The organism is Pseudoalteromonas sp. L21 (assembly GCF_021728035.1).
GTDB lineage: Bacteria > Pseudomonadota > Gammaproteobacteria > Enterobacterales > Alteromonadaceae > Pseudoalteromonas > Pseudoalteromonas arabiensis.
In genome coordinates, this window is the sequence record NZ_JAKKCV010000007.1 from 61,813 (window position 1) to 86,854 (window position 25,042).

The window sequence follows — 25,042 nt, forward strand, 5'->3', positions numbered from 1 at the left end:
CGTGTGGCCCACGATAAAGCTAAGATCGCCTGTTGCTAGCCGCAACGCCCCTTGATGTTGGCAACAGGTGATCACCTACTTGCTACATTGCTCATATCGGTGACGGTAGATATGAAACTAAAAAAGCCCTTGCAGGGCTTTTTTTATGTCTGAAATAAAGTAGTCAATGTGTCGAAAAACAAAACATGGAAATGATAATTATTTTTATTTGGGTATTGACAGACCGCCAAATCTAACTGATAATCAATATCAACAAGACGAAAAAGCATTACGACTTGTACGGGATAACCTGATTGTTTCAAGACCCTGAAACACGTGTCGCCACGTTAAAGCTTAGCTCACATATTGCTAGCCGCAACGCCCCTTGATGTTGGCAATATGTGGGTACCCCTACTTATTTTACTTGCTACATTGCTCATATCGGTGACGGTAGATATGAAACTAAAAAAGCCCTTTCAGGGCTTTTTTTATGTCTAAAAATTAACGTTTTAATTTTAACGACGGTTTTTACGCGCACGGGCACGGCGTTGCTTTTTCTCTTCTTCTTTAGCGGCTTTTTTTGCCTCTAACGCGGCGCGAAGCTGTGCAACCATTTGCTCTTCTTCTTCTCGCATAGCCGGGGTTTCCATGGTAATACGACCAATAATGCCATCTCGTAATTCGTTAATAAGAATTTCAGACATTTTATAAGTATCGATCTGGTTTCCACCACGAATACAGCCACGCTTTTTGCCTGCCATTTCAATAAACTCCCAGTCAGACTCTGGTAGCTCATCAATTTTATAGCGGCTTTTTAAAAGCTCAGGATATGCATGCAGTAAATATTCGGCGGTGTAGCTTGCCACCTCTTCATAATCAATGGCCGTATCACGAATTGCACCCGTTGCCCCTAACCGATAACCTGAGTTTTCGTTTTCTACTTTTGGCCATAACATGCCAGGCGTGTCGTAAAGCATAATGCCATCATCAAGTTTAATTCGTTGCTGAGCTTTAGTTACCGCAGGTTCATTACCCGTTTTTGCTACAATTCGGCCTGCCAGTGTATTAATTAGCGTTGATTTACCAACATTGGGAATACCCATAATCATGGCTTTAATTTGCTTATCAGCACCCACTTTATGCGGCACTAATTTTTTACAAAGCTCATTAATACGATGTACTTCACCTGCTTTATCATTACCAAAATCAATCGCTTTAACGCCACTTTGCTGCTCAAAGTAGTCTTTCCACGCTTGCGTTAATTTAGGATCTGCAAGGTCAGCTTTATTCATGATTTTAATGACCGGCTTATCGCCACGCAGCGCTGTTACCATAGGGTTTTCACTGCTGTAAGGAATACGGGCATCAAGCACCTCAATGATCACATCCATTTGTGGCATAATTTCTTTGATTTCATTACGGGCTTTATTCATGTGCCCTGGGAACCACTGGATGGCCATATTTTACTCCTAAAAAATAAATTGCATGCTATTTTAACTGGCTCAGCTTGGAATTGCGCTATAATGACGCAAATTTTTTCAATTAAGCAGTTATGGCTCTTAAATCAACTATTATCAAAGCACAAATATCGCTAAGCGATATGGACCGCCACCTTTATCAAGATTTCAATCTAACCCTTGCACAGCATCCATCAGAGACCGAGCAAAGGCTGATGATCCGCTTACTCGCTTTTGCGCTAAATGCCCGTGAAGGTTTAGAGTTCACCAAAGGCTTATGCGCCGATGATGAGCCCGAGCTTTGGCACGTAAACTACAGCGAAGAAATTGAGCTTTGGATTGAGCTCGGCTTACCTGATGAAAAACGTCTGAAAAAAGCCTGCAATAAAGCCAAACAGGTTGTTTTGTATACTTACGGCGAGAATAACCAAACTATTTGGTGGCAAAAGCATCAACCTAAGTTGTATGATTTTAAAAACTTAAGTATTTTTAGTCTCGATTATGCCGCGACTCAGGCATTAGCTGCACTGGCAGATCGTAATATTAAGCTCACAATCACTATTCAAGATGGTGAAGTATGGGTTAGCTCAGATACAGCAAATATTGAAATTAAACCTCAGCAATTGATGTAAGGTATGCGATGGCAATTAGACAAGTTGTAGTGTTACATGGACTTTATATGTCAGGTTTTGTCATGCGCCCCTTGTGTACACGCCTTGAAAAGTCTGGGTTAAAAATACTTAATTTGACCTACAACACGCTATCCCCTAATAGAGCGGCTATTTTTGATAAGATTGATCACTTCATTGGCGACAAACCAACAGCCATGGTGTGTCACTCTTTGGGGGGGCTCGTTGCGCGCGCTTACCTTGAAGCGAGTTCTTCGCAAAGCAACTATGTAGAAAAAGTTATTACGCTCGGCACTCCACACAAAGGCAGCCATATTGCTAAACAGATGCAGCAAAAAGGATTCGATATGCTACTTAAAAATAGTGTCGAGTTTTTATTGTCTGAAAACGGCGACTGGCCATTTAAAGCAAAGCTTTACAGTATCGCTGGGGATTTACCTATAGGGCTCATGCCATTAATTTCTAAAGGCAGTGTCTCTGATGGCACAGTGCTAATAGATGAAACCAAGCTCAATGGCATGGCAGAGCACAAGGTGTTTCATTTAAGTCACACCAGTATGATCTACTCACGCCAAGTAATGGATTACATTATAAAGCTTATCAACAAAGACTAATTGCGCCTTATTTTTCAGCACTTGCTGCCACTTTGTATGAAATCAATACGATAATACCCAGAATAAGCGGGATAGGCGCAGCGATATAGCCAAAGGTATCAAAATTTGCAAAGCTAGCACCTGCTAAATGCCCTACTAAACCAATAACAAAAGCAAGTAATGCAATCACAACAACCACTATTTCAGCTTTGTTTTCTTTCGCTGTTTTACCGTCCATTTTTCTTCTCCTAAATAAATGCGGTAAACTCATTATGCGCTTCTGAAATGTTGTTTTTTTGACCTAAATCAATTTCTAAATCAGACTAGTTGCTTGCCAATCCAAACCTTGTTTTAGATCATGTTATCTGCCTTATTTTAAAATAATCACGCATTTAGGTAGATTTTTTGCTCTCTCGCCCCAAACCTATGTAATAGGTCGTCCAATCTTATTTGATAGTGTGAAAATTAACTAAAACAGCCATTGATAGGTTTAAGCTATCACCATGTTCGAATTAAACCATTTTACAGATTACTGGAAATGGCTAATACTTAATCTCACGTACTAGCAAGTAAAGTAAAATATTAACAGCTATTTTTAAGGAGCAATCTATGTCACAGGTAAATGCAATTGGTTTAAACAGCGCAAAAAGTGAAGATATCGTAAAGTCACTAAACTCTTTATTAAGCTGCTACCAAATTCAATACATGAACGCACGTGGCTTTCATTGGAATATCAAAGGTCGTAACTTTTTTGAATTACACCTTAAGTTTGAAGAAATTTATAACTTATTACTTGAAAAAGTTGATGAAATTGCGGAGCGTATTCTGACTTTAGGCGGCACACCAGTACACGCATTTTCAGAGTACATTGAAGCAAGTAAGATAAGCGAAGCAAAAAATATTACTGAAGGCACTGCTGCAGTAGAAAACTTACTAGCAGGCTACAGTACACTCATTCAAATGCAACGCGATATTTTATCTCAAGCAGGTGATGCTGATGATGAAGGCTCTGCGGCGCTGATGAGTGACTACATTAAAGAGCAAGAGAAGCTAGTTTGGATGCTAAAATCTTACCTAGGTTAAGTATAAAAGCCCTCTAGGAGGGCTTGCGTAGGAAATATAGTTAAATAACGAATAACTCATCTTCTACATTAGACTCTGAGTATCAATACAGCAACGCCACTGTTATTAGTGGCGTTTTTATTGGGCTTAACGGGTTGCATTTATAAAGCGCATTTTAGCCTGCTCGCTATATCCTTTTTAAATCAGACTGGATGACCAAATAACTTGTAAATATGAATTAGCCATCATTCATATGACTTAATGACATTAAGTAAGCATGAGTATTTATAGAGTCGAAATGATAAAGCTTTGAGCAAATAAAAAGCCCTCAAAAGAGGGCTTTACGTAGGGAAAATCGTTAAACAACAAGCGATTCATGATCTACATTAAAGCCTCTTATTCGATACAACAACGCCACTGTTATCAGTGGCGTTTTTATTGGTATAAGTGGCATTAAATCACTTATTTAAAACTTACTTCTAAAACCTACATAGACAGTTCGACCGATAGGATCATACGTACCTGCATCAGTTTCAGCGCCGGTGTCTGAACCAGTTACACCTGAAATGATACGTGGTGGTTCTTTATCAAATAAGTTATTTGCACCTGCATACAACTCTATTGAGTCAGTTATATGATAACTTGCCTGAACATCATGGTAAGTAACGGAACCAACCCCTACAGACCCTGCAGGAATGTTATCAAACGAATTTAAGAATTGATCATCAAAAGCAGCATCACCAATAAATGTTAAGCTCCAATTAAAGTCAAAATCATTATACTTGTAGCCAAAGTTCCAGTTAGCCTTATGCTCAGAAGAGCCTACTTCACCAGCAAACTCATCTTTATCGGCACCCGGTAGTGGAATTGTGTAACCATCAATTAGGTAAGTATACGCTAAACGCGTTCTGAATTGACCAGGACCGATGTCGCGAGAGTAAGTTAAGGTCAAATCAACCCCTTCAGTACCTAAGCCACCACTATTTGATACTCCACTGTCAATAAACTCAAGTGAGCCAGCACTGTTATTACCTGCTGCTGTACTGCGACGAGTAATAAAGTTACAGAAGCTGTCGTCACCGCCACCATAACACTGCGAAAGTATAAATTGGCGTGGTGTAGAAACAATCGCATCCGTGACTTCAATGTCAAAATAGTCGATTGTGATATCTAAGCCAGAGATTAAGCTTTCAGGTGTAAACACTACACCCACGGTTACGGAATCACCCACTTCCTCTTTTAAATCAGGATTACCACGATTGAAACCACTGATACCCTGTAAATCTGACTGGTTTAGCGTAAACTCACCATTTGTCGCGATGTTATTTGCAATACCAACATCGGCACGACACGCATCACCCAGAGCACCATCACCCGTACTAGAGACACCTACACAAGGATCATTTAAGCCACTAGGGAAAGTTTGAGAAGGCGGTGAAAATAGTTCATCAATATTAGGGGCACGAGTAGAACGAGCACGTGTTGCACGAAGACGTAAATCCTCAGTAACTTCCCAATCAACACCCACATTCCAACTTTCTGTGTTTCCTACTGTTGAATAATCAGACAAACGAATTGCTGCATTCATGGTAACAGATTCAAGTACTGGAATATTAGCCTCTACATAATACTCTGTTACATCAAACTCACCTTCTGTAGCAGGAATTGCATTACCTGCATTTAAGCCAGCTTGTTGTAGTGCATCAAACTCACTACGTGAGAACTCTTCACGATATTCAAAACCTGCTGCAATACCGACCATACCTGCAGGTAATTCAAATAAATCACCAGTGATATTACCACCGATAATCTCTTGCTCTACAGAAGTCGACAACATGCTTGGCGCTCGAACAAAGTCTATTGCACTTTGCGACATAGAGTTAAAACCAAAAATATTGACTGGAGCACAATTAAAGCTTCTCGCAGTGGCATCCAAACAAATTGCTTCGTTGGTAATTCCATCATTGTCTAAATCTTGGCTATCAATAACAGCCTCTAAACCTCGGCGAAAGCTTTGTACATTAACTAAACCACTAGAAAGTTGCGCTTCTTTTGTTTTACCGTATACATAATAGGTGTCATAAAACCAACTATCGTTAATTTCACCTTGGAAACCAACTGCTAGTCTGAAAGTATCACGCTCAGCTCGTGCACCGCGGTTACCAATATCAGAGAGTCGTTTTGCAAAGAAAATATCTCTTAAGCCATCACCATCAGTGTCTGTTGCTGCGTTATAGATTTCATCCGGTACAAATGCATTACGCAGTAGCTCATCATTAACCAAAAATTCGATAGGAACACGCCCGTTAGCATAAATATCATCTGAAGCAAAAGGAAAAGGTTCTAGCTCAGACTGAGTTGATGTTGATGCATATGTACCTTCAAAAAAGAACGTATGTTTATCGGTAATATCGTAGCTGCCGTTAGATGCAAATAAGTAACGCTCTGTAGGAATTGCGAGTGCCCTTACACCATTTCGGTTAAAGCCATTTGCTTCAACACCGTCACCACCATTGGTGCTGAATGAGTCTTGTAAGACGTTGTTGCTGTTATACGTAAAGCGCGTGTCACCCGCATCAAATCGTCCCTGTGGAGGAAACGATGAGAAAAATGGACGTACAGCTTCAAAAATATCACTCGCTTGTCCTGTTTCGCTATTTTCAAAAGCAATTTGAGCAATTTGGTCAACAGAAGAACGTGAACGGTCTCGAGCAAAAACACCACCTTGGTCAGAATAACCTAGGTGAAACATTACTTTCCCTTTATCATCCAAGCCACTAAAGCCAGAAGTCACTGAGAATTGTCTAGATTGATCATCCCCTTCTTTAGACTCACCATACTGGCCTTCAAACTCTATTCCTTCAAAATCATCTTTAAGGACAAAGTTAACTACACCCGCTACAGCATCAGAACCATATACTGACGATGCGCCACCAGTCATAATTTCAACACGCTCAATAAACTGACTTGGTATGGTATTTAAATCAACGGCTGAGCTACCAGGAACACCGGCAACATAACGTCGGCCATTCACAAGTACAAGCGTTCTGTTCGAGCCTAAGTTACGTAAATCTACCGTCGCAACACCTGCACTTGAAGTATTGAAGTTTGAGTTTGTACGACTAATTGCCGGTGTACCAAATGCTGGGTTTTCAAGTAATAAGTCTTGAATGTTTAATGAACCTGAAGCATCAATAGCCGAGCTATCAACAACTTGAATAGGTGCTGAAGACATAGCTTCTGCAGAGCGAATTCGCGACCCTGTCACTTGAATACGCTCAACCTTTTCTAATTCTTCATCCTGTGCCACCGCATTTACCGACACGCCTCCCATCATTGCCATCGCAATTGCAGAATAGACAAATAATGGACGTGGATTTTTTTCGTTTTTTATCATGGTAATTCCCCTGAAAATTATTTGTAACCACTTAGTTACAGCTCGCCACATTATTGGGCTTTATGCATTTCAGATAGCTGCATTTTGTAAGCGGATTAAAATTAGGGATAAGCGGAATATTTTGAGGGACAACTAAATTGTAAAATAATTTGAATAGAAAATAGGAACAGACACGGTCTTATTGTTTTTAACAGGTACGCTACATTCGGAGCTACAATGCAAAGCATTTTATTTAACAGCATAATACATATCGCAGAGCCGCAATTTGCAAAAATGCTTGAAAGCGCAATAACACGGCACCATAGTTTTCACTCCATTACTGTCATTAATGAAATGAGCAGTTTTAATTTTGAAAATACTCACGTTGCTTTTTATCAACTCAATTCATCGCCTAGCTCTCTTGAGTTGCTACAACTAACAGAGCTTGCCAAGCATTTAAAGCTTGTTATTGTTGCTGATTCGGCGCAATTAGCTAACTTAGCTTATGAAATAGGTGCTATTGACTTTATACTTACAACTGCAAATTCTATGCGGATAAATCAGTGTTTTGAGAAGCTTATTCATTTATGCCCCCTTGCCAGCGCACATCATCAAGAACACGTGCAAGAACAAGAAAACTCCCATTTAATCGTCCGAGATGTAGGCAAAGTGAGGCTTGTTGATATTGAAGAAATCGTATGGATAAATGGAGCTGGTAACTATGTAGAGTTGCATTGCCAAGATAGTCCTCGCCCAATATTACACCGCGAAACGATGAAAAACTTAACAGAGAAGCTGGCAAGTAAGGGGTTTATTCGTATTCATCGCTCTACTTTAGTTCGTAAAAAAGCAATCAGTGAGTTGATACCGACCGACTGTGGTGATTATAAAGTCATTTTAAAAAGCAACGCGATTTTAAATTTATCGCGCCGTTTTAAAATGAATCTAGAAGGTATTTTGGGGATCTGAGCAATAACCTATTGGGTACTTTGCAGCTCATTTAATAAAAGCCCAAATGGGCAGGCTTATAGTTTATGTTGCTGACTCTAACCAAGCTCGCATTTTTTCACACTGCGGATTAATTTCAAGGAAGCTATTTATATCTTTATGGAAGGTCACCCTGAGTCCACTGTCTTTCCAAACAGACTCTATCAAACTTTGAGCCACACTATTAGGCGCCACATAATCAACTTGTTTATAGCCACGTGATTTAACCGTTTCAAAATAAGCTTTTGCTATATGAACGCTTTCTGCGGTGGCTAATTCAAACTGCTTAACGTTTATAATTAAATGATGAAGGTTTTTTATTGAGTTACCTGTTATTTCGTCTGCTATTTTATTCGTGAAGTCAACAAACGCCTCTTTATTAACACAGCCTCTAAACTCAATAAATACGCAAGGAGGGCTTATTTTATAAAACCACTCCCCATGGGGCTTAAACATAACCAAACATCACTCTTACTACGTTTAAGGTAATATTAGCTTTAAAATGGTTATTTTCAACCTAATAGAGCCATAAAAAAGGCCATCTCAAGCGCTTTTTCTTCCAGACTTTTAAAGCGTCCAGAAGCGCCTCCGTGTCCGGCATCCATATCCGTTTTAAACACAACAATATTGTCGTCTGTTTTTATCTCACGCAGTTTCGCAACCCATTTCATCGGCTCCCAGTATTGTACTTGCGAGTCATGAAAACCCGTTGTTACTAATATATTTGGGTAGGCTTGAGCCGTAATATTATCGTATGGGGAATAAGCGTTAATGACCTCGTAAAAGTCGGGATCATTTGGGTTACCCCACTCATCATACTCATTTGTTGTAAGGGGAATACTCTCATCAAGCATGGTTGTCAGCACATCTAAAAAAGGTACGTGACAGCCCACGCCTAAATAAAGCTCTGGTGCTTGATTTACCACAGCCCCCATTAATAAACCGCCAGCACTTCCCCCTGAGGCAAACACCTTCTGTGGATGTGCATAGCCTTGCTCAGTGAGTGAGCGAGTAACATCAATAAAATCGTTAAAGCTATTTTGTTTATGCTGTTTTTTACCTTGTTCATACCAATGACGACCTAGCATTTCACCACCACGAATATGGGCAATGGCATAAACAAAGCCACGGTCAAGCAGGCTCAATGAACTACTAGAAAAACTCGGATCAATGGTAATACCATAAGCTCCATATCCATATTGCAACAAAGGGTTAGAGCCATCTTGATTAAACTTATCAATACGATACACCAATGACACTGGTACTTGCTCACCATCTCTTACGGTGATCATTAATCGTTCTGAACGATAGTGATCTGGGTCAAACTCACCAAGTACTTGCTGTTGTTTTAATAACGTTTTGTTACCCGTTTTTAAATCAACATCATACAATGAACCTGGTGTTGTTAGACTTGAGTAATAAATACGTGCAAAGCGAGTGTTAGGCTCAGGATTCATCGCTATTGCAGCATAATAACAAGGGTCATCAAACTCTAATGTAAGTCGCTCTTCCTGCTTATCAACAACCACAAAGCGGGTTTGGCCAAGCTCTCGCTCAGTTAAAATAAGATAGTCATTGAATATTTCGACCCCTTCCAATAACACATTATCACGGTGCGCAGTATGCTCCTGCCACTGTTCTTTTGTAGCAATTGTGTCGGTTGTGGCAGTCATTAAACGGAAGTTTTTGGCTTGCCAATTTGTGACTATATAAAAAGTATCGCCTAGCTTATCAACATCAAATTCATGGCCTTCTTCACGCGGCATTAACGCGCTGAACTCCCCCTCGGGATTGTTAGCATCAAGTACCCAAGTATCGTTCGTTTCAGTCGTAGCTAAATCAATAATAATTAAGCTTTCATCTCGACTTTTGCCAAGTCCTAGAAAAAAGCTTTTATCCTGTTCTTCATACACTAAAACATCATCGGTTTGTGGGGTGCCTAAAACATGGCGATACACCTGAAAACCCAATAAAGTTTGTAGGTCTTTTTTGACATAAAAAACTGTTTTACTGTCGTTAGCCCAAACAATTTGCCCTTCTGTGTTTTCAAGTACATCGCTGAATATTTCGCCACTGGCAATATTTTTAAAACGCGCGGTGTAAATACGGCGGCCTTCGGTATCTTCAGAATAAGCAAGTAATTGCTCATCAGGGCTAATTGCGACTTCACCTAGTTCATAAAATTCGTAATCACTGGCTAATTGGTTTACATCTAACAATAACTGCTTGTCGTGGGCTTCGATTGAACGACTTCGGTAATGGCGCGCATATTCATCATCACCACGAACTTCTGAGTGATACCAGAACAGGCCATCCTTTACAGGAAAGGTATTATCATCCTTAACTATCCGCTCTTTTAGTTCGTTAACTAACGCTTCTCGTAGCGGTTTAATACTGGCAAGCTGTTTTTCACAATATTCATTTTCTGCATGTAAATGTGCCAACACGTCTACATTCTCGCGTTCATCATCACGCATCCAGTAGTAATTATCAGTACGAGTTAATTGATGAGCTGTTAGTTGATGAGGTTGTTTTTTAGCTACAGGGGTAGGCGTTAATAAAGACAAAGAATAAGAATTTTGCGACACAGGAAAAACCACGATTAAAAACGAATGACCCGAGTCTAACACAGAAATAAAAAAGCCCACTCAAATTGAGTGGGCCAAACAATGCTAAATAGCATTTAGGGGGAAACTATCAATGTGATACTTGCTGCCATGCCATGGGCCAACTTTTACCCACACCAGGTTCATAGAGTGGGTTATGTGATTCTTTCACACGACAAAACTCTGTATACGGCCAAGGTTTACACATATAAATATGGCCAGTCTTTGGTTGTAGTACTTTTACACCTGAGCTGTAAGCATTGCATGCTTGCGGATAAACATAATCATACTCTTGATTTTTATCCTTTATTTGCTTTTCGCACTTCGCAATACAGTTAAATGCCACTTTTACATGGGTTATACCCGTGCTTTCTAATGCATAAATCTGATTGAGCCGATATGCTACGATGAGACCCTGCTCTGTTATTTTTCCTGCTCGAATCATGGGCATGTGCACATTTATATGCTCAGCAATTGAACGAGGCCAATTATGAGGCTCACCCTCATCAGAGCTAGTAATAGGGTACTGAAATGACAAATCAGCTAACTCACCTTGCGCATCATAAAAAGTCACAACCACCTTATCCCCAACAAAAAGCTGAGTATGATGATTTAAGCAACCTATCGGCAACCACTTTCCAGAAGCCAGTGACATATGCATAAACAAAGTAACACCCTAAGAACAGCTAGTAGGTACTATCCAATAACAGCCGTACAAAATAAATACAATTTTAGTTTGAGGCAATAGATCCAAAGCACGAAGAATGTGCGCTTTTCAGCGGCCCCGCTATCATAGCTTTGTAATCAAAACCTTAGACCGGAAACTTTGCGTCCTAACCTTTCGGTTAGTTTGCCAAAAACTGAAATGAGTATAATCCTCAGTTGAAAACAAATCAAACAAAAGAATGTAACCGAAAGATATGTATAACAAGCAATTACTAGTCACAAATAAGCTATAAAAAAGCCAACCCGAAGGTTGGCTTAGTCATTAATCTCTTACCGCACGTCGATTTGGTATGAGTTCTTTCACTGAACGGAAAAAACGTAAGAACACATGGCCTACATCACTCATCACAATATACAGGCAAGGAACAAGTACCAATGTAATGAGAGTTGCAAACATCACTGCAAAACCAAGGGCCACTGCCATAGGAATAACAAACCTTGCCTGCAAACTCGTTTCAAACATAATAGGGAGTACGCCAGCAAAGGTTGTAATTGACGTTAAAGTAATTGCTCTAAAGCGTGCACAACCTGCCTCAATAACAGCTTGACGAGTTGACATTCCCTCTCGTCGAGCTTGGTTCACAAAATCAGTCATAACTAAAGAGTCATTGATCACCACCCCTGCAGCAGCAATTAAGCCAAAGCCTGACATTAAGCTAATATCTAAATCAAACCAATAATGCCCCCAAATAGCACCGGTCAAGCTAAACGGAATCACCGACATAACGATCAATGGTTGTGAATAACTTTTGAGTGGCACCGCAAGTAAGATATACACTAAGAACATCCCTGCAGCAAAAAACATTAATTGCTCATTCGCCTGTGCTTGCTGCTCTTCAATGGCACCGCCTAATTCAGTTTTCACTGATGGGAACTCTTCTTTAAGCTTTGGCAGTAGTACGTCGTCGACCTGCTTGACCACTTCACCTGGTTCTATGGTTTCTTCGTCAATGCTGCCGTAGATATATACAGTACGGTAGCCACCTTCACGGCGAATATAACTAATCCCTGGCTTTTCGGTTAGCTCAACCACATCACCAAGCAGTACTTCTTTGCCAGCAGGTGTCGTCACTACCGCATGTTTTAAAGAAGCAAATGCTTCACGCGTTAATTTAGGATAACGCACCATTACACGTACTTCTTCACCACGACGAATTACACGCTGGGCTTCTCCGCCGTAAAAACTTGCACCAACTTGATTGGCAATTGTGGCAAGGTCTAAGCCTAAATCATAAGCAACTGGTTTTAAGCTAAGTTGGACTTCTTTACTAGCAGGGTCAATTGTCGAGCTAATATCAAATAAGCCTTTTTGCTGTTGCAGCAACTGAATAAAACGACGACCCGCATCATTTAAAGTATCAACATCGGGCCCATAAAGCAGGTATCCAAACTCGCCATCATTGCCGCCGCCATTTACATCGTCGTAGATTTGCAATGATTTAACACCGGCAATGTTTGGCATCTGTTCACGCCAACGTCGCGATAGCTCGAAAGCATTATATGGACGCAAGTCCTCATCTACCAATGGTGCTAAGATTTGTGCTTCAGTACGCCCCTGATTAAAGACCAAAATATCACGTAATAATGTGTGACCAAACTCACGTTCTGTCTCTTGATCAACCTTTTTAACCATGGCTTCAATTTCACGAATTGCTTCAATGGTCTGTATATCAGATGCATTTTCATTCATTTCTAGGTTAATTTGCGGAAAATCATGGGGGACTTTTGGTGTTGGTACAACACGTACTTGATTTGACGAAATTAAAGCGAATGTCAAAATCAAAAGGCCAATAAATGAGAATAACACTAACCAACGCCATTCAACACAACGCTCAATAAAGCGTTTATACGGGCCATTCACAAAGTTAAAGAAGCGCTTGTTAAAACGTGCTCGCCAACTCTCAGGGTTAATAGGCGGAAAGTGAGTATGGGCAATGTGCGCAGGTAGAATAAGCTTTGATTCTATTAAACTGAATACCAGACATAAAATAACGACGACCGCGATACCATAGAAAAAAGCACTCTCAGGGCCGCTTGATAAAGTAAATGGCGCAAATACAGCAATCGTCGTTAATACCCCAAACGTTGCCGGAGTTGCTACACGTTTGGCACCGTTCACAACGTTAACGACGCCGCCTCCTTTTTTCTCTATCTCAGTGTAGGCACTTTCCCCTATGACAATTGCATCGTCAACGACAATCCCCAGCACCATAATGAACGCAAATAGGGATACAATGTTAATAGTGATACCAAAAACAGGCATCATCATCATGGCACCTAAGAAACAAATTGGTAAACCAATCATTACCCAAAGTGCTAGTTTAAAGCGCAAGAAGATAGACAACATGATAGCCACTAAGATAGCGCCTTGAAAAAGGTTGCTTTTCATCATGTCTAAACGCGCATTCAAGTAATACGTCATGTCCATCAGTGGTTCTAGACGTAAACCCACAGGCAGCTCTTTGTTCTTTTTATCTATGTATGCTTTCACCGAGTCAGCAACGGGGATCATATTTTGCTCTTTCGTTGCTTTAACCGATAAATACACTGCATTTTCACCATTGAATTTAAAGTAACGCTCACCCTCTGTGAACTGGTCTTTAATAACAGCAATGTCTTGTAACAAGACTTTCGCACCGTTAGCTCCCACCTTTACAGGGATTTGACGGAACTCATCACCACTGTAATATTGGTTTTCAACACGTACAGAAATAATTCCTGCATCAGTGCGTAATTGACCTGCTGAAATATTCGCTGAGTAGCGGCGTACGGCATTAGCAACATCGCTTAATGTTAAGTTATATTGGCGCAGAGAATCTGGATCAATTTCAATTGCAATTTCATCAAGCGGCACATCATTTTGCACCAAAGACACATTTGATAACTGCAATAACTCATCTTCAATTTGATTAGCTATTGGCTTTAATTCTGTGAGTGGCACATCACCGACTAATGTCATCCCAATAACATCTTGACGAAACTCGACCTGACTAATTGTCACCGGCTCCATCCCCGCAGGAAAGGTCGCAATTCCGTCAACGCGAAGTTTTACTTTATCAAGAACGTCGGTTAATTCTGCATCGGTATTAATTTCTAAGCTAGCACGCCCATTGTTACGAAATGCGCGGTAAACACCACGTTTAATTTCGGTCACATCTTTGAGCGACTCTTCAATTTTAATCAGAATACTTTCTTCAATTTCTTGTGGTGATGCCCCTGGGTAATTAGCTTGCACCTCAATATAATTGATCTCAATATTCGGAAACATCTGACGCTGAATAGTAAAGTAACTTAGTATCCCCATAGCAAGGATAAAAAACATCATTAAGTTTGCAGCGACCGAGTTATTAGCAAAATAGGCGATTAAACCAGGCTGCTTCTGTGTTGTTGTATCACTCATACAGCCACCTTACAGCTTTTCGACAGCAGCAGTTTCACCTGCATCGCTTGTCATTTCTTGCATACCGGCTACTTTTACTTCCATACCCGCTTGCGGATACTCAGGCAGTGTCAGTACAAGCTGATCATCAATATTTAAGCCATCGCTAATATAAAAATATTCACCTTCTTCGCGAACAACAGTCACTTTACGTGGCTCTAGTTTTTGCTCATCGTTAACCACCCAAACGGTTTGATTATTAACCAATGATTGCGGTAAGCGATAGATATTTTGCAATGTGGCACCGGCAAAATTAACTTGCACATAAGCGCCAAATTTAATGGGTTGTACATCATGCTTTAACCCATATGGGTCATCGACACGAACGACCAAGTTGCTCATACGTGTTGCGTTATCAACGACACCCAAGTCACGGTCCACCACCGCTTCACGGGTAAAGCTATTTAGGCCTTTATTGATAATCGTAGCCTTAATGCCTTTAATTCGTTTAGGTAAAAATACGCTGTCGAATCCTGCGATAGGGACAATAATTTCAGCACTTTCAATATTGTTTAACTCAGCAACCTGACTGCCTACATTAATATATTGACCCACACCAATTTCACGACTTATCACCAACGCATCATAAGGAGCTTTAACTTCACATCGTGCTAAATCTCGCTCTGCACGTTTCAGTGCAGCTTGAGCCGATTTAACCGCAGCTTGCGCACTTAGAACTTGTGGCTTACGTAAAAATAAGTCCGTACGCTCACGTTCTGGATAACGCTTAGCTTCATCGAGCGCGACCTTTGCTTGTGCTTGCTCTTCAATTAATGCAGCTTGAGCACTCGCCAATGATGCTTCGGCTTGTAATACAGCGGCCTCGTAATTGTCTTTTTCAATCGTGAATAACACTTCACCACGAGCAACAATGCCACCTGCAACAAAGTTTGGATGCCAGCTTGTGACTTCACCTGCGACTTGAGATGCAAGCAGAGTACTTTCAAGCGGTCTAACTTCACCATAACTGTTAATAATAACTTGATGGTCATCACTTGAGATAGCTTCCACTCGAACAAGGGGTCTAGAGTCAACCACCTCTTTATCTTGTGGCTCTTGGGCAATAGCATTAATACCTACAAAACCAGCAATACCAAGGGCTAAAGCAGCAAATGGTAACATCCATTTCAATACATTCGTGCGCATAACTTACACCTTTTAAATTTTTACTGCCTCTATCATACCAAAGCTGACGGAAACATTAATGTGACATTTGTAAGTAACTGTTACAAAAAGAGCCTAATACACCTACAACAGCTAAAAATAATTTGTTACTAAATAAAACTCTCAACTTTTCATGATATTAGAGAGAGCGCTTTACACTTGTTAACAAACAAACTTCTATCAATTAGCAATTTCATTAAACTCGTGCCTGAAAAAAACAAATGGAACGACTAAAAATGAAAACAACCAATATTGCTGTGGCGTTAAGCATTGCTTTTGCCATAAATGGCCATGCACTTGCAGCCAAAAAAGGGGACAAAAAGCCTGAAACACTGGCTGAGATGATTAAAGATAAAACCGAATACTCCGGTATTTTTACTCTTTATCAAGATGAAAAAACAGGTGAAAACCTAATGGTCATAGACCAATCACAACTTGATACACCCTTTGTCTATTTTGCACATACCGTAGATGGTGTGACCGATGCGGGTCACTTCAGAGGCGCGTACCGTGAAACAAAACTCATTGAATTTAGAAAGTATTTTGACCGTATTGATATTATAAGCAAAACCCCTCGTTATAAATTTGATCAACACTCTGCTCTTGCTCGCTCTGCTGATGCAAATATCAGTGAAGCAGTGCTCGCTAGCATCAAAATTGAGAAAGAAGAAGACAATAAAATAGCATTTAATGTTGATAAACTGCTTATAAGTGAAGCACTACATAAGGTATCTCCTTGGCCAAATCCAGACGATAAAAATGCTAAAAAGCGTTTCAAATTAGGAAAATTAGACGATAAAAAATCGCGCATTGTTCAGCATCGTCCTTACCCCAACAATTTAGATATCACTGTCGATTATGTGTTTACCAATGCCAATCCAAGCGTGCGTGGCTCTACAGCAATAAGTGATCCTCGTAATGTATCGATTAAAGTACAACACTCCTTTGTTGCTTTACCAAAAAATAATTATCAGCCACGCCATGATGATGCGCGTATCGGTTACTTTACAAACCAATTTGATAATATGACTTCTGCTGACTGGGCACCTTACGAGGACGTTATCAAACGTTGGGATTTACAAAAGAAAGACCCTACAGCTGCACTTTCTGAGCCAGTCAAACCAATTACTTGGTGGATTGAAAACACCACCCCTATTGAGTGGCGTGACACGATTCGCGACGCCGTGCTTGCATGGAACCCCTCATTTGAAAAAGCAGGCATTAAAAACGCTATTCAAGTAAAAATTCAACCTGACGATGCAGATTGGGATGCTGGCGATATAAACTACAACGTATTACGCTGGACAGCCTCTCCACGCCCACCTTTTGGTGGTTATGGACCTGCCCTTGCTAATCCAATAACCGGCGAGATCTTAGGCTCTGACATCATGTTAGAGTATGTTTTTATGAAAAATCGCTGGATGTACGAGACCTTATATACGCAAGGCGCAGCCTCATTAACCTCTGACGAAAATAATCCTAACTTACACTGTTCATTAGGTCACACTATTCAAGAAAACATGCTACTTGCAAAAGGCTTAGGGACTAGAGCAAGTATTGAAGATAAAGAAATTTTACGTCAAGGCTTAACCCAGCTTATTCTCCATGAAGTAGGTCACACACTGGGGTTAAACCACAACATGAAGTCATCGATTTTATGGGATGAAAAAGAAGTTCACGACAAGAGTAAAACGCAAGGTATCGTGACAGGCTCGGTGATGGATTATGCGCCAGCCAACATTGCGCCTATTGGCATGCAACAAGGCGATATATTCCAAACTAAGCCAGGCCCTTATGATGATTGGGCGATTGAATATGGCTACAGCCAAGCACTAGCCGATGCAGATGCTGAGCAACAGCGTCTTGAAAAAATTCTTGCTCGCTCATCAGAGCATGCACTCGCATTTGGTAATGATGCTGACGACATGCGTGCTCCGGGTCGCCATATCGACCCTCGTGTAATGATTGGCGATATGTCATCTAACCCTGCAGCTTATGCAGATGATCGCATGGCACTTATCAATACGCTGTTTTCTGAATTGAAAGATAAAGCCACCGTTGAAGGTGAGTCATACCAACAGCTTGTTACCTCAGCTAATATTTTATTTGCTAGCTATAGAACACAAGCAGGCGTGGTGTCGCGTCAAATAGGTGGTGTTTATGTAGAACGCAATGTCGTAGGTGATGATAAAAATGGCGCGCCATTGACTCCTGTGTCACTTGAACGCCAACAACAGGCAATGCAGATTTTAGCCGACAAAGTGTTCTCTCCACATGTACTTGCTAGCATGCAACCACTTTATAACTACCTGCTACAACAGCGCCGCGGTTTTAATCACTATGGTAAAAATGAAGATCCTAAACCACATGGTATGATTTTAGGCATGCAAAAGCTGGTACTTGCCCAGCTATTACACCCTGCTGTGATGCTGCGTATTTCAGACAGTGCTATATATGGTAATGAGTATTCACTTAACCAATTTATGAATGACTTAACAGCAAGCATTTTTGTCGACGGCAAAAAAGCAAATACGTTAAGTCATAACTTACAAGTTGAGTATGTGAATCAACTGATTGCCATTGCCGGTTTAACTAAAGCCAGTAAGCACGATAATCTCGCTAAAGCTGCGGCTCTTTATCAACTTAACCAAATTGCTGATATCAGCACTCCTTGGGGAGCAGATACTGCTGCTAAAGCGCATAAACAATATATTAATCGCTTAATTAGCAAAGCATTAGACGCTTAACCAACAGTAAAAAGGCTGCCAATTGGCAGCCTTTTTACTCATTGTTTCGCCTATGCCATTGCAGGGCGTGATTTATAATATTGGATACAGCCAAGTTGTGCCGCATTTGTTAGTAAGATCATCACAAACGTTAAAATATGCGATACACTCGGTGCCACCATCGACAGCTCAGCGCCAAGGCCACAACTACCAGCAATAAATTGCAGACTAAAATAACGAGCACTTAAATTACTAATATCACCACTTTTAATGGTTTTATAAGTTTGCGGCATAACACGAATCGAACTCATCACCAAGCCAACATAAGTTAACCAGTTAAGTACAGTGGCCATATCAAGCGTCGGACTGAGCAACAAAGTAAACGGTACAACACATAGCACCAACAATCCTGCTAACTGCAGTCGCTGCTGGCGAGCTGCGTTATATCGAACAAAGTAATAGAGAATTAAACCGCTGAGCATGCCCGTTACAATAAACGGCAGTACCATGTAAAAACGTTGAAAATATAAATTGTAAGTAATGAAGTAGATGCTCTGTGCGACACCAAAACTCATCATCAACAGTGATACGCCCGACACACTACGATTTTTACGAATCTTATTTAATAGCGGATAAAAGCTAAACGCTAGAATAAAACATGAAATAATCGGCAAAAAGTGCGCCAAAACAACCCCCTCTCGTTACAATTTAGTTAATAAGTTAGCAATTTATCAATCACCGTCACTAAACATGTAAACAACTGTTTTTTAAGTGATTTAAAAGAGCGCGGCATTTTAATGAGGCCCACAGAGAAAGCAATGAGGTAGAAAAAACTGCCAAGCTGTAAGTGGCAAGAAACACATACAGACTGTAAAGTTAAAGCAGCATACTGCCGCCTTCGTTTACAGTCTATTTAGAATAAAATAAGACTTGAGATATTTAGCGTATGGACAAGCAGTATTTAACTGCGCATCTTGTTAGTATTACAACGAGTAGTAAAAGCTTAGCCAAGCGCGTAAATCATTTTCAAAGTCGTCGCTTTCTACTCGGGCGACGCCAAAGTCAATATTTACATCATTTAAACCCGCAGGTCCCAGACCAAAGCTAAAGTCTCCTCGCCACTTGAGACCGTAGCTTTGCGCATAGACTCGGTTATCAACTTGATGCTGTTGGTAGTAAAGCCAAGGTAATGAATCTTTGTAACTAATGCCCCCGCCATAACCTTTATAACGGTTACCAAGCTGGCTAAAAAGTGGCAATTCAGGTGCACTAACAAAACCGCTTTGCGTGTCTTTATTAATTAGGTTTGACTCATAACCGCCAAGCGCAAGGGTACTGTCATCACGATATTGCTGAGCAAAATTAACATAAACCGGAATATCAAAGGCATAACCGCTTAGTACGGTCGCAAAGTTATAGCCCTGCCAATTATTTGAGTCAGCATCACCGGATAACCATTCAGCTCTCAAGGACTGACTAACACCATAACGCTGTCTATCATGTTGCCATTGTTGCTTAAGTCCTAGCTTTAGCCATTGATCGTCACCTTGGGGATGGTTACTGTAGTTGTAACTTAATGTCGGTGTGATATTTAACTGCTGAAACTGCATAGGGTAACTCATGGCAACATGTGCACCTGTGTTACTAATATTTAGCGGCGTTTGTGAATGGTACTGTTTTGCTGATTCAAGGTCGTAATCAAATAACAGCGCTTTAAATTTTAAATCAAACGCTGAGTATTTAGCTGCCGCGAACACTCCCTCTAGTGCTTTATCATGTAAATCAACACTATAGCCTGCTTGTAAATCGAGCTGCTTCAAGAAATCACTACTTTTTACCCCAAGGGTAAGAAGCGAAGATGAAGCCGAATAATATTGAGATGCTAACGAAAAGGTTGGTTTTTGTTGCCATATATCATAATTGGCTGGCTGGGTTGGACTTTGCTGGTAAATCTTCGCCTCAGGTAATACTTCGCTCGTTAACTGCCCTCGTGGTGGCGCTGCGCTTTTAGCAAATTTAGTAACCTCTGATCCTTGTGGTTGCTCTGCAAAATGCTTGATATTCGGCCCCTCAGCAGTGATCGATAAATACAAAAGTTCACCGTTATTCATTGCCATTGGGTGTGCGACGGCTTCTTGCCCTTGTGTTAATTGACGTAGTGAGTTGCTATTAAGATCAAAATGATACAAATCGAGAGCGGCATTCTTACCAGCGACAAAATAAAGCCCTTTGCCATCTGCTTGCCAATTAGGTTGTGACACATACTGATAGCCCACAGGCATAGGCACAGCTATTGATTGCTGGGAGTTTAGATCTTGTATATACAACTGCCAATTTGCATTCAATGCCACTTTTAAATATGCAAGCTTAGTTTTATTAGGACTTAGTAATGGATAGTCATAAACCGTTTCTAGGCTCTTCTCAAATAAAGGCGTAGAGACACCCGTATTGAGATCAAAATGCACCAACTCCGAGAAGCCATGCCTAGTTTGCTCGGCGTAAACAGTTTGTCCGTTATCGCTAATTGTAAAGCGACGCAGCCCCGCATGATGGGTTAATGCACTTATCTCACCAGTTTCAATATCATAGAGATATAAGTCCGAGATACCCTGAATTGAGCCTTTACCAACGGTTGTTGTAGCGCTAAAAAACAGTGTATTTTCGTCTAGCCACTGCGGATTTTTTATACCCTGCTTATTGATTTGATGAAGCACGTGCTTTTGTTTACGTTTAAACACACTCGGTGCTTTATCGGCAATATCAACAGGATCGTTATCAAGCAGCTGTTGTTGCTGCTTTGCAAAATCATCTGCTGCTTGTTGATTATCGGCTGTGCTATAAATAACTAGCCGCGTTTCATCATCTTTGTTTCGCTCTACAATAGCGAGTTTACTATTATCTAAACTTAAAACGGGGTTTGATGCATATAAATCAAGCTCTAACCAAAGCTCACTTGTAAGTGTTTGCTCACTCACCTCTTTAGCCATTGCTCTATAAGTATATTCAGCAATAAAGCGACGATAAAGCCGCTCAGGTGAGTCGCCAAATACACCGCTAAAAGCGTCATTAAAATCGCGCGATTTAACCGCTTGCATACGTGTCCACACAGCATCAAGGGTCTTTGGAGAATAGTTATCTTCTAACCAAGCGAGAAAACGAGCGCCCATTAAATACGCCATTGATCCGGCCATATAACTGTCTTCAGTACGATTTAATTGGCCATAGCTTGGCAGTGCGCCTTGCTGTGCAAATTCAACCAGTATGGCTTCGGAAAGATTATCGTATAAACGGCCACGCCCCGTCATTTTTGATTCTAATAGCGTTGCATAACCCTCTGCGACCCAGCGGGGCATATCGCTTTGTGATAAATCGTAGAGATCCCAAATATTTCTAATTGCTTGTCGAGGCAAGCTGCGTGTAGGCTGAGCCAAATGAACCAAATGAATGTACTCATGCAAAATGAGTAATTGCTGCCAGCTATCTGTATTGGCAATCATCGAATCTGATTGTGGAGGTGTCGTAAATAAAGCCATTAAAGGCTTGATTGTAACCGGTAAAGCAAAGCCATTAGATGCGTTAAATGGATCAAAAACAACAACATCAATCACTTCATCCAACGCGCGGTTTTGTTGTTTTAACACCTTATTGCGAACAATTTCCAGCTCGGTTGCCGCTGATTGAGCCCATTGCTGATTTTCTGTACTAAAATGGACATTGAAATGCTCAGTATGAATTGTTTGCCATACTTCTTGACTAAACGCTTGCCCAGCAACAAGTAAAGTACCAATCAACAATGCTTTTATCATCTTAATCCCTGACTGTGTTATTTCAGGATTAGTATGCGTGGCTTTTTGGCAAGTGGGTAGTTAAAAAATGTAAAAAACTATTCAATTTTAATCGGGCGAACCAAGCCTAATAATTGGTAAACAATAAATATTGTCGCTGCAAACATAATACTGCTTCTAAGTGCACCAAGACCCGCGAGAGCCATTGCACCTGTTACAAGCAAAGCAATACAAGTCACTGCACAGCTTACGCAAAGACCTTTACACTCCCTCTTATTACGCGCATAGCAAAGTAAGCCGACAATACCTGTAATGGCTAAAATAGGCAGAAAATATATCATCGCGTACCTCCTTCTGTAGCTTTGAGAAAGTATACTCAAAAACACAAACAGGTCAATGATATTGAGAATTATTTTCATTTAAAACCAGCTGCGTTGTGTTGCTTCTATTTCGTGTAACACAAAGTCCACAAACTGATTAGCCTGATTACACTTAAGGTAAGGCATTGTGACGGAACCAGAAGCCAGTTGTATATACAAGCTTTTAAGCTCGGATCTGCGCATTAAATAAGTACTCGTAGTGGTAGCACTTTGCGCTTTATATACTTCAAAAACACGATATTGACTACCTAGCATGCCGGTTTTGAAAACAGCAAAATATCGATTTTCATGGTGATACAAGGCAATTCCTGTTTTCTGATAGCTAAGATACACCATCGATACTAAAGCTGGTAAAAGCAATAGACCCCAAAGAACAACGAGCAAATCAAACATAGAATGAAGAAATACAACAGCCACGCAGGTGGGCAGTAGCGCATACAAAACGGTGTTTTTGTAAAGTAATGCTCGCTCAGGCTTTATGAAGTTGAGCTCTTTTAGATCAATAAACCAAGGAAACAACCAACTACACACTTGCCTTACCTGCGATGCAGTAAGAACAGGCATAACCAAAGTTTGCTTATTTTTGTGAGCACTAGCAACGCCTGCCCCCCCACTGCTCACCTGTGGGCAAACAACTGTGTAGCGTTTTAGCAGACGAGCAATAACATTTTGCTTAATATGCACACTTTGTATTTTCTCTAAGCTCACCGAAAGTTGCTGGCGTTCGAATAACCCTGCAATACGTTTAAACTTTTCGTCCTGAAGGTATAACTGAAAGTTAAAAAAGCGAACTAATGCCATCACCACTGATAACAACACGGCAACTAATATCATCAGTAAAACAGCGACCATTATAGCCATCGTCGCGGCACTACCAATGAACACTGCTTGCTCATTAAAGACCGCTTCTAAGCGGTCAATAAAAGCCGTTTCGAGAAACTCAAAAATAGCATTAATAAACGGAGCAAGCGCCGCTAAGGCAAGAATCGCCATATTTGATATTAAGCCAAATTTAGCGATTTCAGCATTGCTAATACTTAATGTTTGCGACGATGAAACGGCCTCGTCGGGTATAACCTGCTCGTCTGAACTTTCCTGTTGTAACTGTGCCTTAAAGGCCATAACTTGTTCACGCACTTGTTCGGCATGGTTGAGTTTAACACCTGGAATAACAACTTCTTGTGCATTACTCCCTGCGGCATCAAAAATACAGTTAACTAAATTTAAAGGCTGAAAATAAAACGGCTCTGCGATATTAACGTTTTGCACTCTGGCAAATTTTAAGGTCAAACGCTCTTTCTTAAAGACCCCTTTATTAAGTAATATTTCTTGTTCACTGCTTATGCGGTATTTGAAATTTATAAAATATGCAAAGGCATACACAAACAAGCCAACGACAGCAACACTTGTTGCTATTTGAGCCCAAAACCACTTTTGCTCTACCTGAGTAACAAACACAACTAAAACAGGGAGTAGATTAAGCAAACCACCTTTAAAAAACCTTATCGCAAAATGCACAATAAAATAAACGAGCGCCCAACGTGACACCCTTTGCCATTCGTTGTTATTCATCAATTGACTCATCAGATTTTACACGCTCATCACAGCCATAGTTTTGAATGAATTGCCTGATATCATTGCAATACTTATCTGTGAGGCCACTGATATGCAAATCGGCACTCATGCCACCAGCGCTGTATAACCGCAACGTTGCAAGCCCGAGTTTACGCTCTATCGGCCCGCGATGGATCTCTGTGTGCTGTATCCGAGCAATGGGTAGCAAGGTAACGTGCTGCCAAATCAACCCTCGCTTAAAAGCAATGTCATGTTCACGAACGGCAATGCCTTTAGCGCGAACGCTATACACGTTATACAACAAAGATAGCAATACAATAACGGGCAGAACAAGGAGCCAATGCGGTGCGATTGAACTTGCAATATTCGTATTAAAATAACGAACAGCGATAATCACCGCCATCAAGGGAAGATAAAAAATTAACCAATTAATTTGCACATGCCAAATCGCATTATCTGCAAGTGATTGAAATTGTATGCGCTGATGCTGTGGAAGGGTTTCTATTTGTTGATTACTAAACACGATCGTTCCTTGTTCAGGCCAGTCTTAACTGGCCT

Annotated in this window: 18 protein-coding genes and 1 riboswitch; of the genes, 5 read left to right on the top strand and 13 right to left on the bottom strand. The window is 40.7% G+C overall.

What is annotated here, in order from left to right; genetic code table 11:
• Positions 1–494: 494 nt before the first annotated feature.
• Positions 495–1,439 (bottom strand): ribosome biogenesis GTPase YlqF, encoded by a 945-nt coding sequence (gene ylqF, locus L3V41_RS17735; protein ID WP_237128209.1) that lies wholly within the window; start codon positions 1,437–1,439, stop codon positions 495–497.
• Between the two features lie 92 nt (positions 1,440–1,531).
• Here ylqF and L3V41_RS17740 point away from each other — a divergent pair, with 92 nt between their 5' ends.
• Both L3V41_RS17740 and L3V41_RS17745 read left to right on the top strand, forming a co-directional pair.
• Positions 1,532–2,068: a YaeQ family protein gene (locus tag L3V41_RS17740; protein WP_062567497.1), complete on the top strand. Its 537-nt coding sequence runs from the start codon at positions 1,532–1,534 to the stop codon at positions 2,066–2,068.
• An 8-nt stretch (positions 2,069–2,076) separates the two neighbouring features.
• Positions 2,077–2,679 carry an alpha/beta hydrolase gene (locus tag L3V41_RS17745; RefSeq protein WP_237128210.1) on the top strand — a complete coding sequence of 201 codons (603 nt, stop codon included), beginning with the start codon at positions 2,077–2,079 and terminating at the stop codon, positions 2,677–2,679.
• 7 nt (positions 2,680–2,686) lie between these two features.
• On the opposite strand, the gene L3V41_RS17750 is transcribed toward L3V41_RS17745, so the two are convergent.
• On the bottom strand, positions 2,687–2,896 hold the full coding sequence (locus L3V41_RS17750; protein ID WP_130150938.1) for a hypothetical protein: 210 nt from the start codon (positions 2,894–2,896) through the stop codon (positions 2,687–2,689).
• A 371-nt stretch (positions 2,897–3,267) separates the two neighbouring features.
• Here L3V41_RS17750 and L3V41_RS17755 point away from each other — a divergent pair, with 371 nt between their 5' ends.
• Entirely contained in the window at positions 3,268–3,741 is a 474-nt protein-coding gene (locus tag L3V41_RS17755; protein ID WP_062567494.1) for a Dps family protein, read from the top strand.
• A gap of 445 nt (positions 3,742–4,186) precedes the next feature.
• Here L3V41_RS17755 and L3V41_RS17760 read toward each other — a convergent pair whose 3' ends face one another.
• Positions 4,187–7,117, bottom strand: a complete 2,931-nt coding sequence (locus L3V41_RS17760; RefSeq protein ID WP_062567493.1) for a TonB-dependent receptor — start codon at positions 7,115–7,117, stop codon at positions 4,187–4,189.
• A gap of 216 nt (positions 7,118–7,333) precedes the next feature.
• Here L3V41_RS17760 and L3V41_RS17765 point away from each other — a divergent pair, with 216 nt between their 5' ends.
• On the top strand, positions 7,334–8,065 hold the full coding sequence (locus L3V41_RS17765; RefSeq protein WP_228074352.1) for a LytTR family DNA-binding domain-containing protein: 732 nt from the start codon (positions 7,334–7,336) through the stop codon (positions 8,063–8,065).
• 63 nt (positions 8,066–8,128) lie between these two features.
• Here L3V41_RS17765 and L3V41_RS17770 read toward each other — a convergent pair whose 3' ends face one another.
• From L3V41_RS17770 to L3V41_RS17790, 5 genes are all read right to left on the bottom strand, one after another.
• A complete protein-coding gene (locus tag L3V41_RS17770; RefSeq protein WP_193988008.1) occupies positions 8,129–8,539 on the bottom strand; it encodes a hypothetical protein in 411 nt (136 codons plus the stop codon).
• Positions 8,540–8,595: 56 nt separating this feature from the next.
• Positions 8,596–10,671 carry a S9 family peptidase gene (locus L3V41_RS17775; RefSeq protein WP_237128211.1) on the bottom strand — a complete coding sequence of 692 codons (2,076 nt, stop codon included), beginning with the start codon at positions 10,669–10,671 and terminating at the stop codon, positions 8,596–8,598.
• A 109-nt stretch (positions 10,672–10,780) separates the two neighbouring features.
• A complete protein-coding gene (locus L3V41_RS17780) occupies positions 10,781–11,350 on the bottom strand; it encodes a hypothetical protein (protein WP_062567491.1) in 570 nt (189 codons plus the stop codon).
• Between the two features lie 113 nt (positions 11,351–11,463).
• Positions 11,464–11,554, bottom strand: a riboswitch (cyclic di-GMP riboswitch).
• A gap of 123 nt (positions 11,555–11,677) precedes the next feature.
• The gene (locus L3V41_RS17785; protein ID WP_062567490.1) at positions 11,678–14,815 is read right to left on the bottom strand and encodes an efflux RND transporter permease subunit; all 3,138 of its coding nucleotides are present in this window, start codon (positions 14,813–14,815) and stop codon (positions 11,678–11,680) included.
• Between the two features lie 9 nt (positions 14,816–14,824).
• A complete protein-coding gene (locus L3V41_RS17790) occupies positions 14,825–16,000 on the bottom strand; it encodes an efflux RND transporter periplasmic adaptor subunit (RefSeq protein ID WP_062567489.1) in 1,176 nt (391 codons plus the stop codon).
• A gap of 254 nt (positions 16,001–16,254) precedes the next feature.
• Between L3V41_RS17790 and L3V41_RS17795 the strand changes: the two genes are divergently transcribed.
• Positions 16,255–18,765 (top strand): zinc-dependent metalloprotease, encoded by a 2,511-nt coding sequence (locus L3V41_RS17795; RefSeq protein WP_237128212.1) that lies wholly within the window; start codon positions 16,255–16,257, stop codon positions 18,763–18,765.
• Between the two features lie 50 nt (positions 18,766–18,815).
• Here L3V41_RS17795 and L3V41_RS17800 read toward each other — a convergent pair whose 3' ends face one another.
• The 5 genes from L3V41_RS17800 to L3V41_RS17820 form a co-directional block, all read right to left on the bottom strand.
• Positions 18,816–19,430, bottom strand: a complete 615-nt coding sequence (locus L3V41_RS17800) for a hypothetical protein (protein WP_062567487.1) — start codon at positions 19,428–19,430, stop codon at positions 18,816–18,818.
• 297 nt (positions 19,431–19,727) lie between these two features.
• Entirely contained in the window at positions 19,728–22,550 is a 2,823-nt protein-coding gene (locus L3V41_RS17805) for a hypothetical protein (RefSeq protein ID WP_237128213.1), read from the bottom strand.
• A 77-nt stretch (positions 22,551–22,627) separates the two neighbouring features.
• On the bottom strand, positions 22,628–22,870 hold the full coding sequence (locus L3V41_RS17810; protein ID WP_062567485.1) for a hypothetical protein: 243 nt from the start codon (positions 22,868–22,870) through the stop codon (positions 22,628–22,630).
• A gap of 78 nt (positions 22,871–22,948) precedes the next feature.
• Positions 22,949–24,481, bottom strand: a complete 1,533-nt coding sequence (locus tag L3V41_RS17815; RefSeq protein ID WP_157066157.1) for a PH domain-containing protein — start codon at positions 24,479–24,481, stop codon at positions 22,949–22,951.
• Positions 24,474–25,007 (bottom strand): PH domain-containing protein, encoded by a 534-nt coding sequence (locus L3V41_RS17820; protein ID WP_193988013.1) that lies wholly within the window; start codon positions 25,005–25,007, stop codon positions 24,474–24,476. Before L3V41_RS17820 ends, L3V41_RS17815 begins: the two co-directional genes overlap by 8 nt.
• Positions 25,008–25,042: the final 35 nt, after the last annotated feature.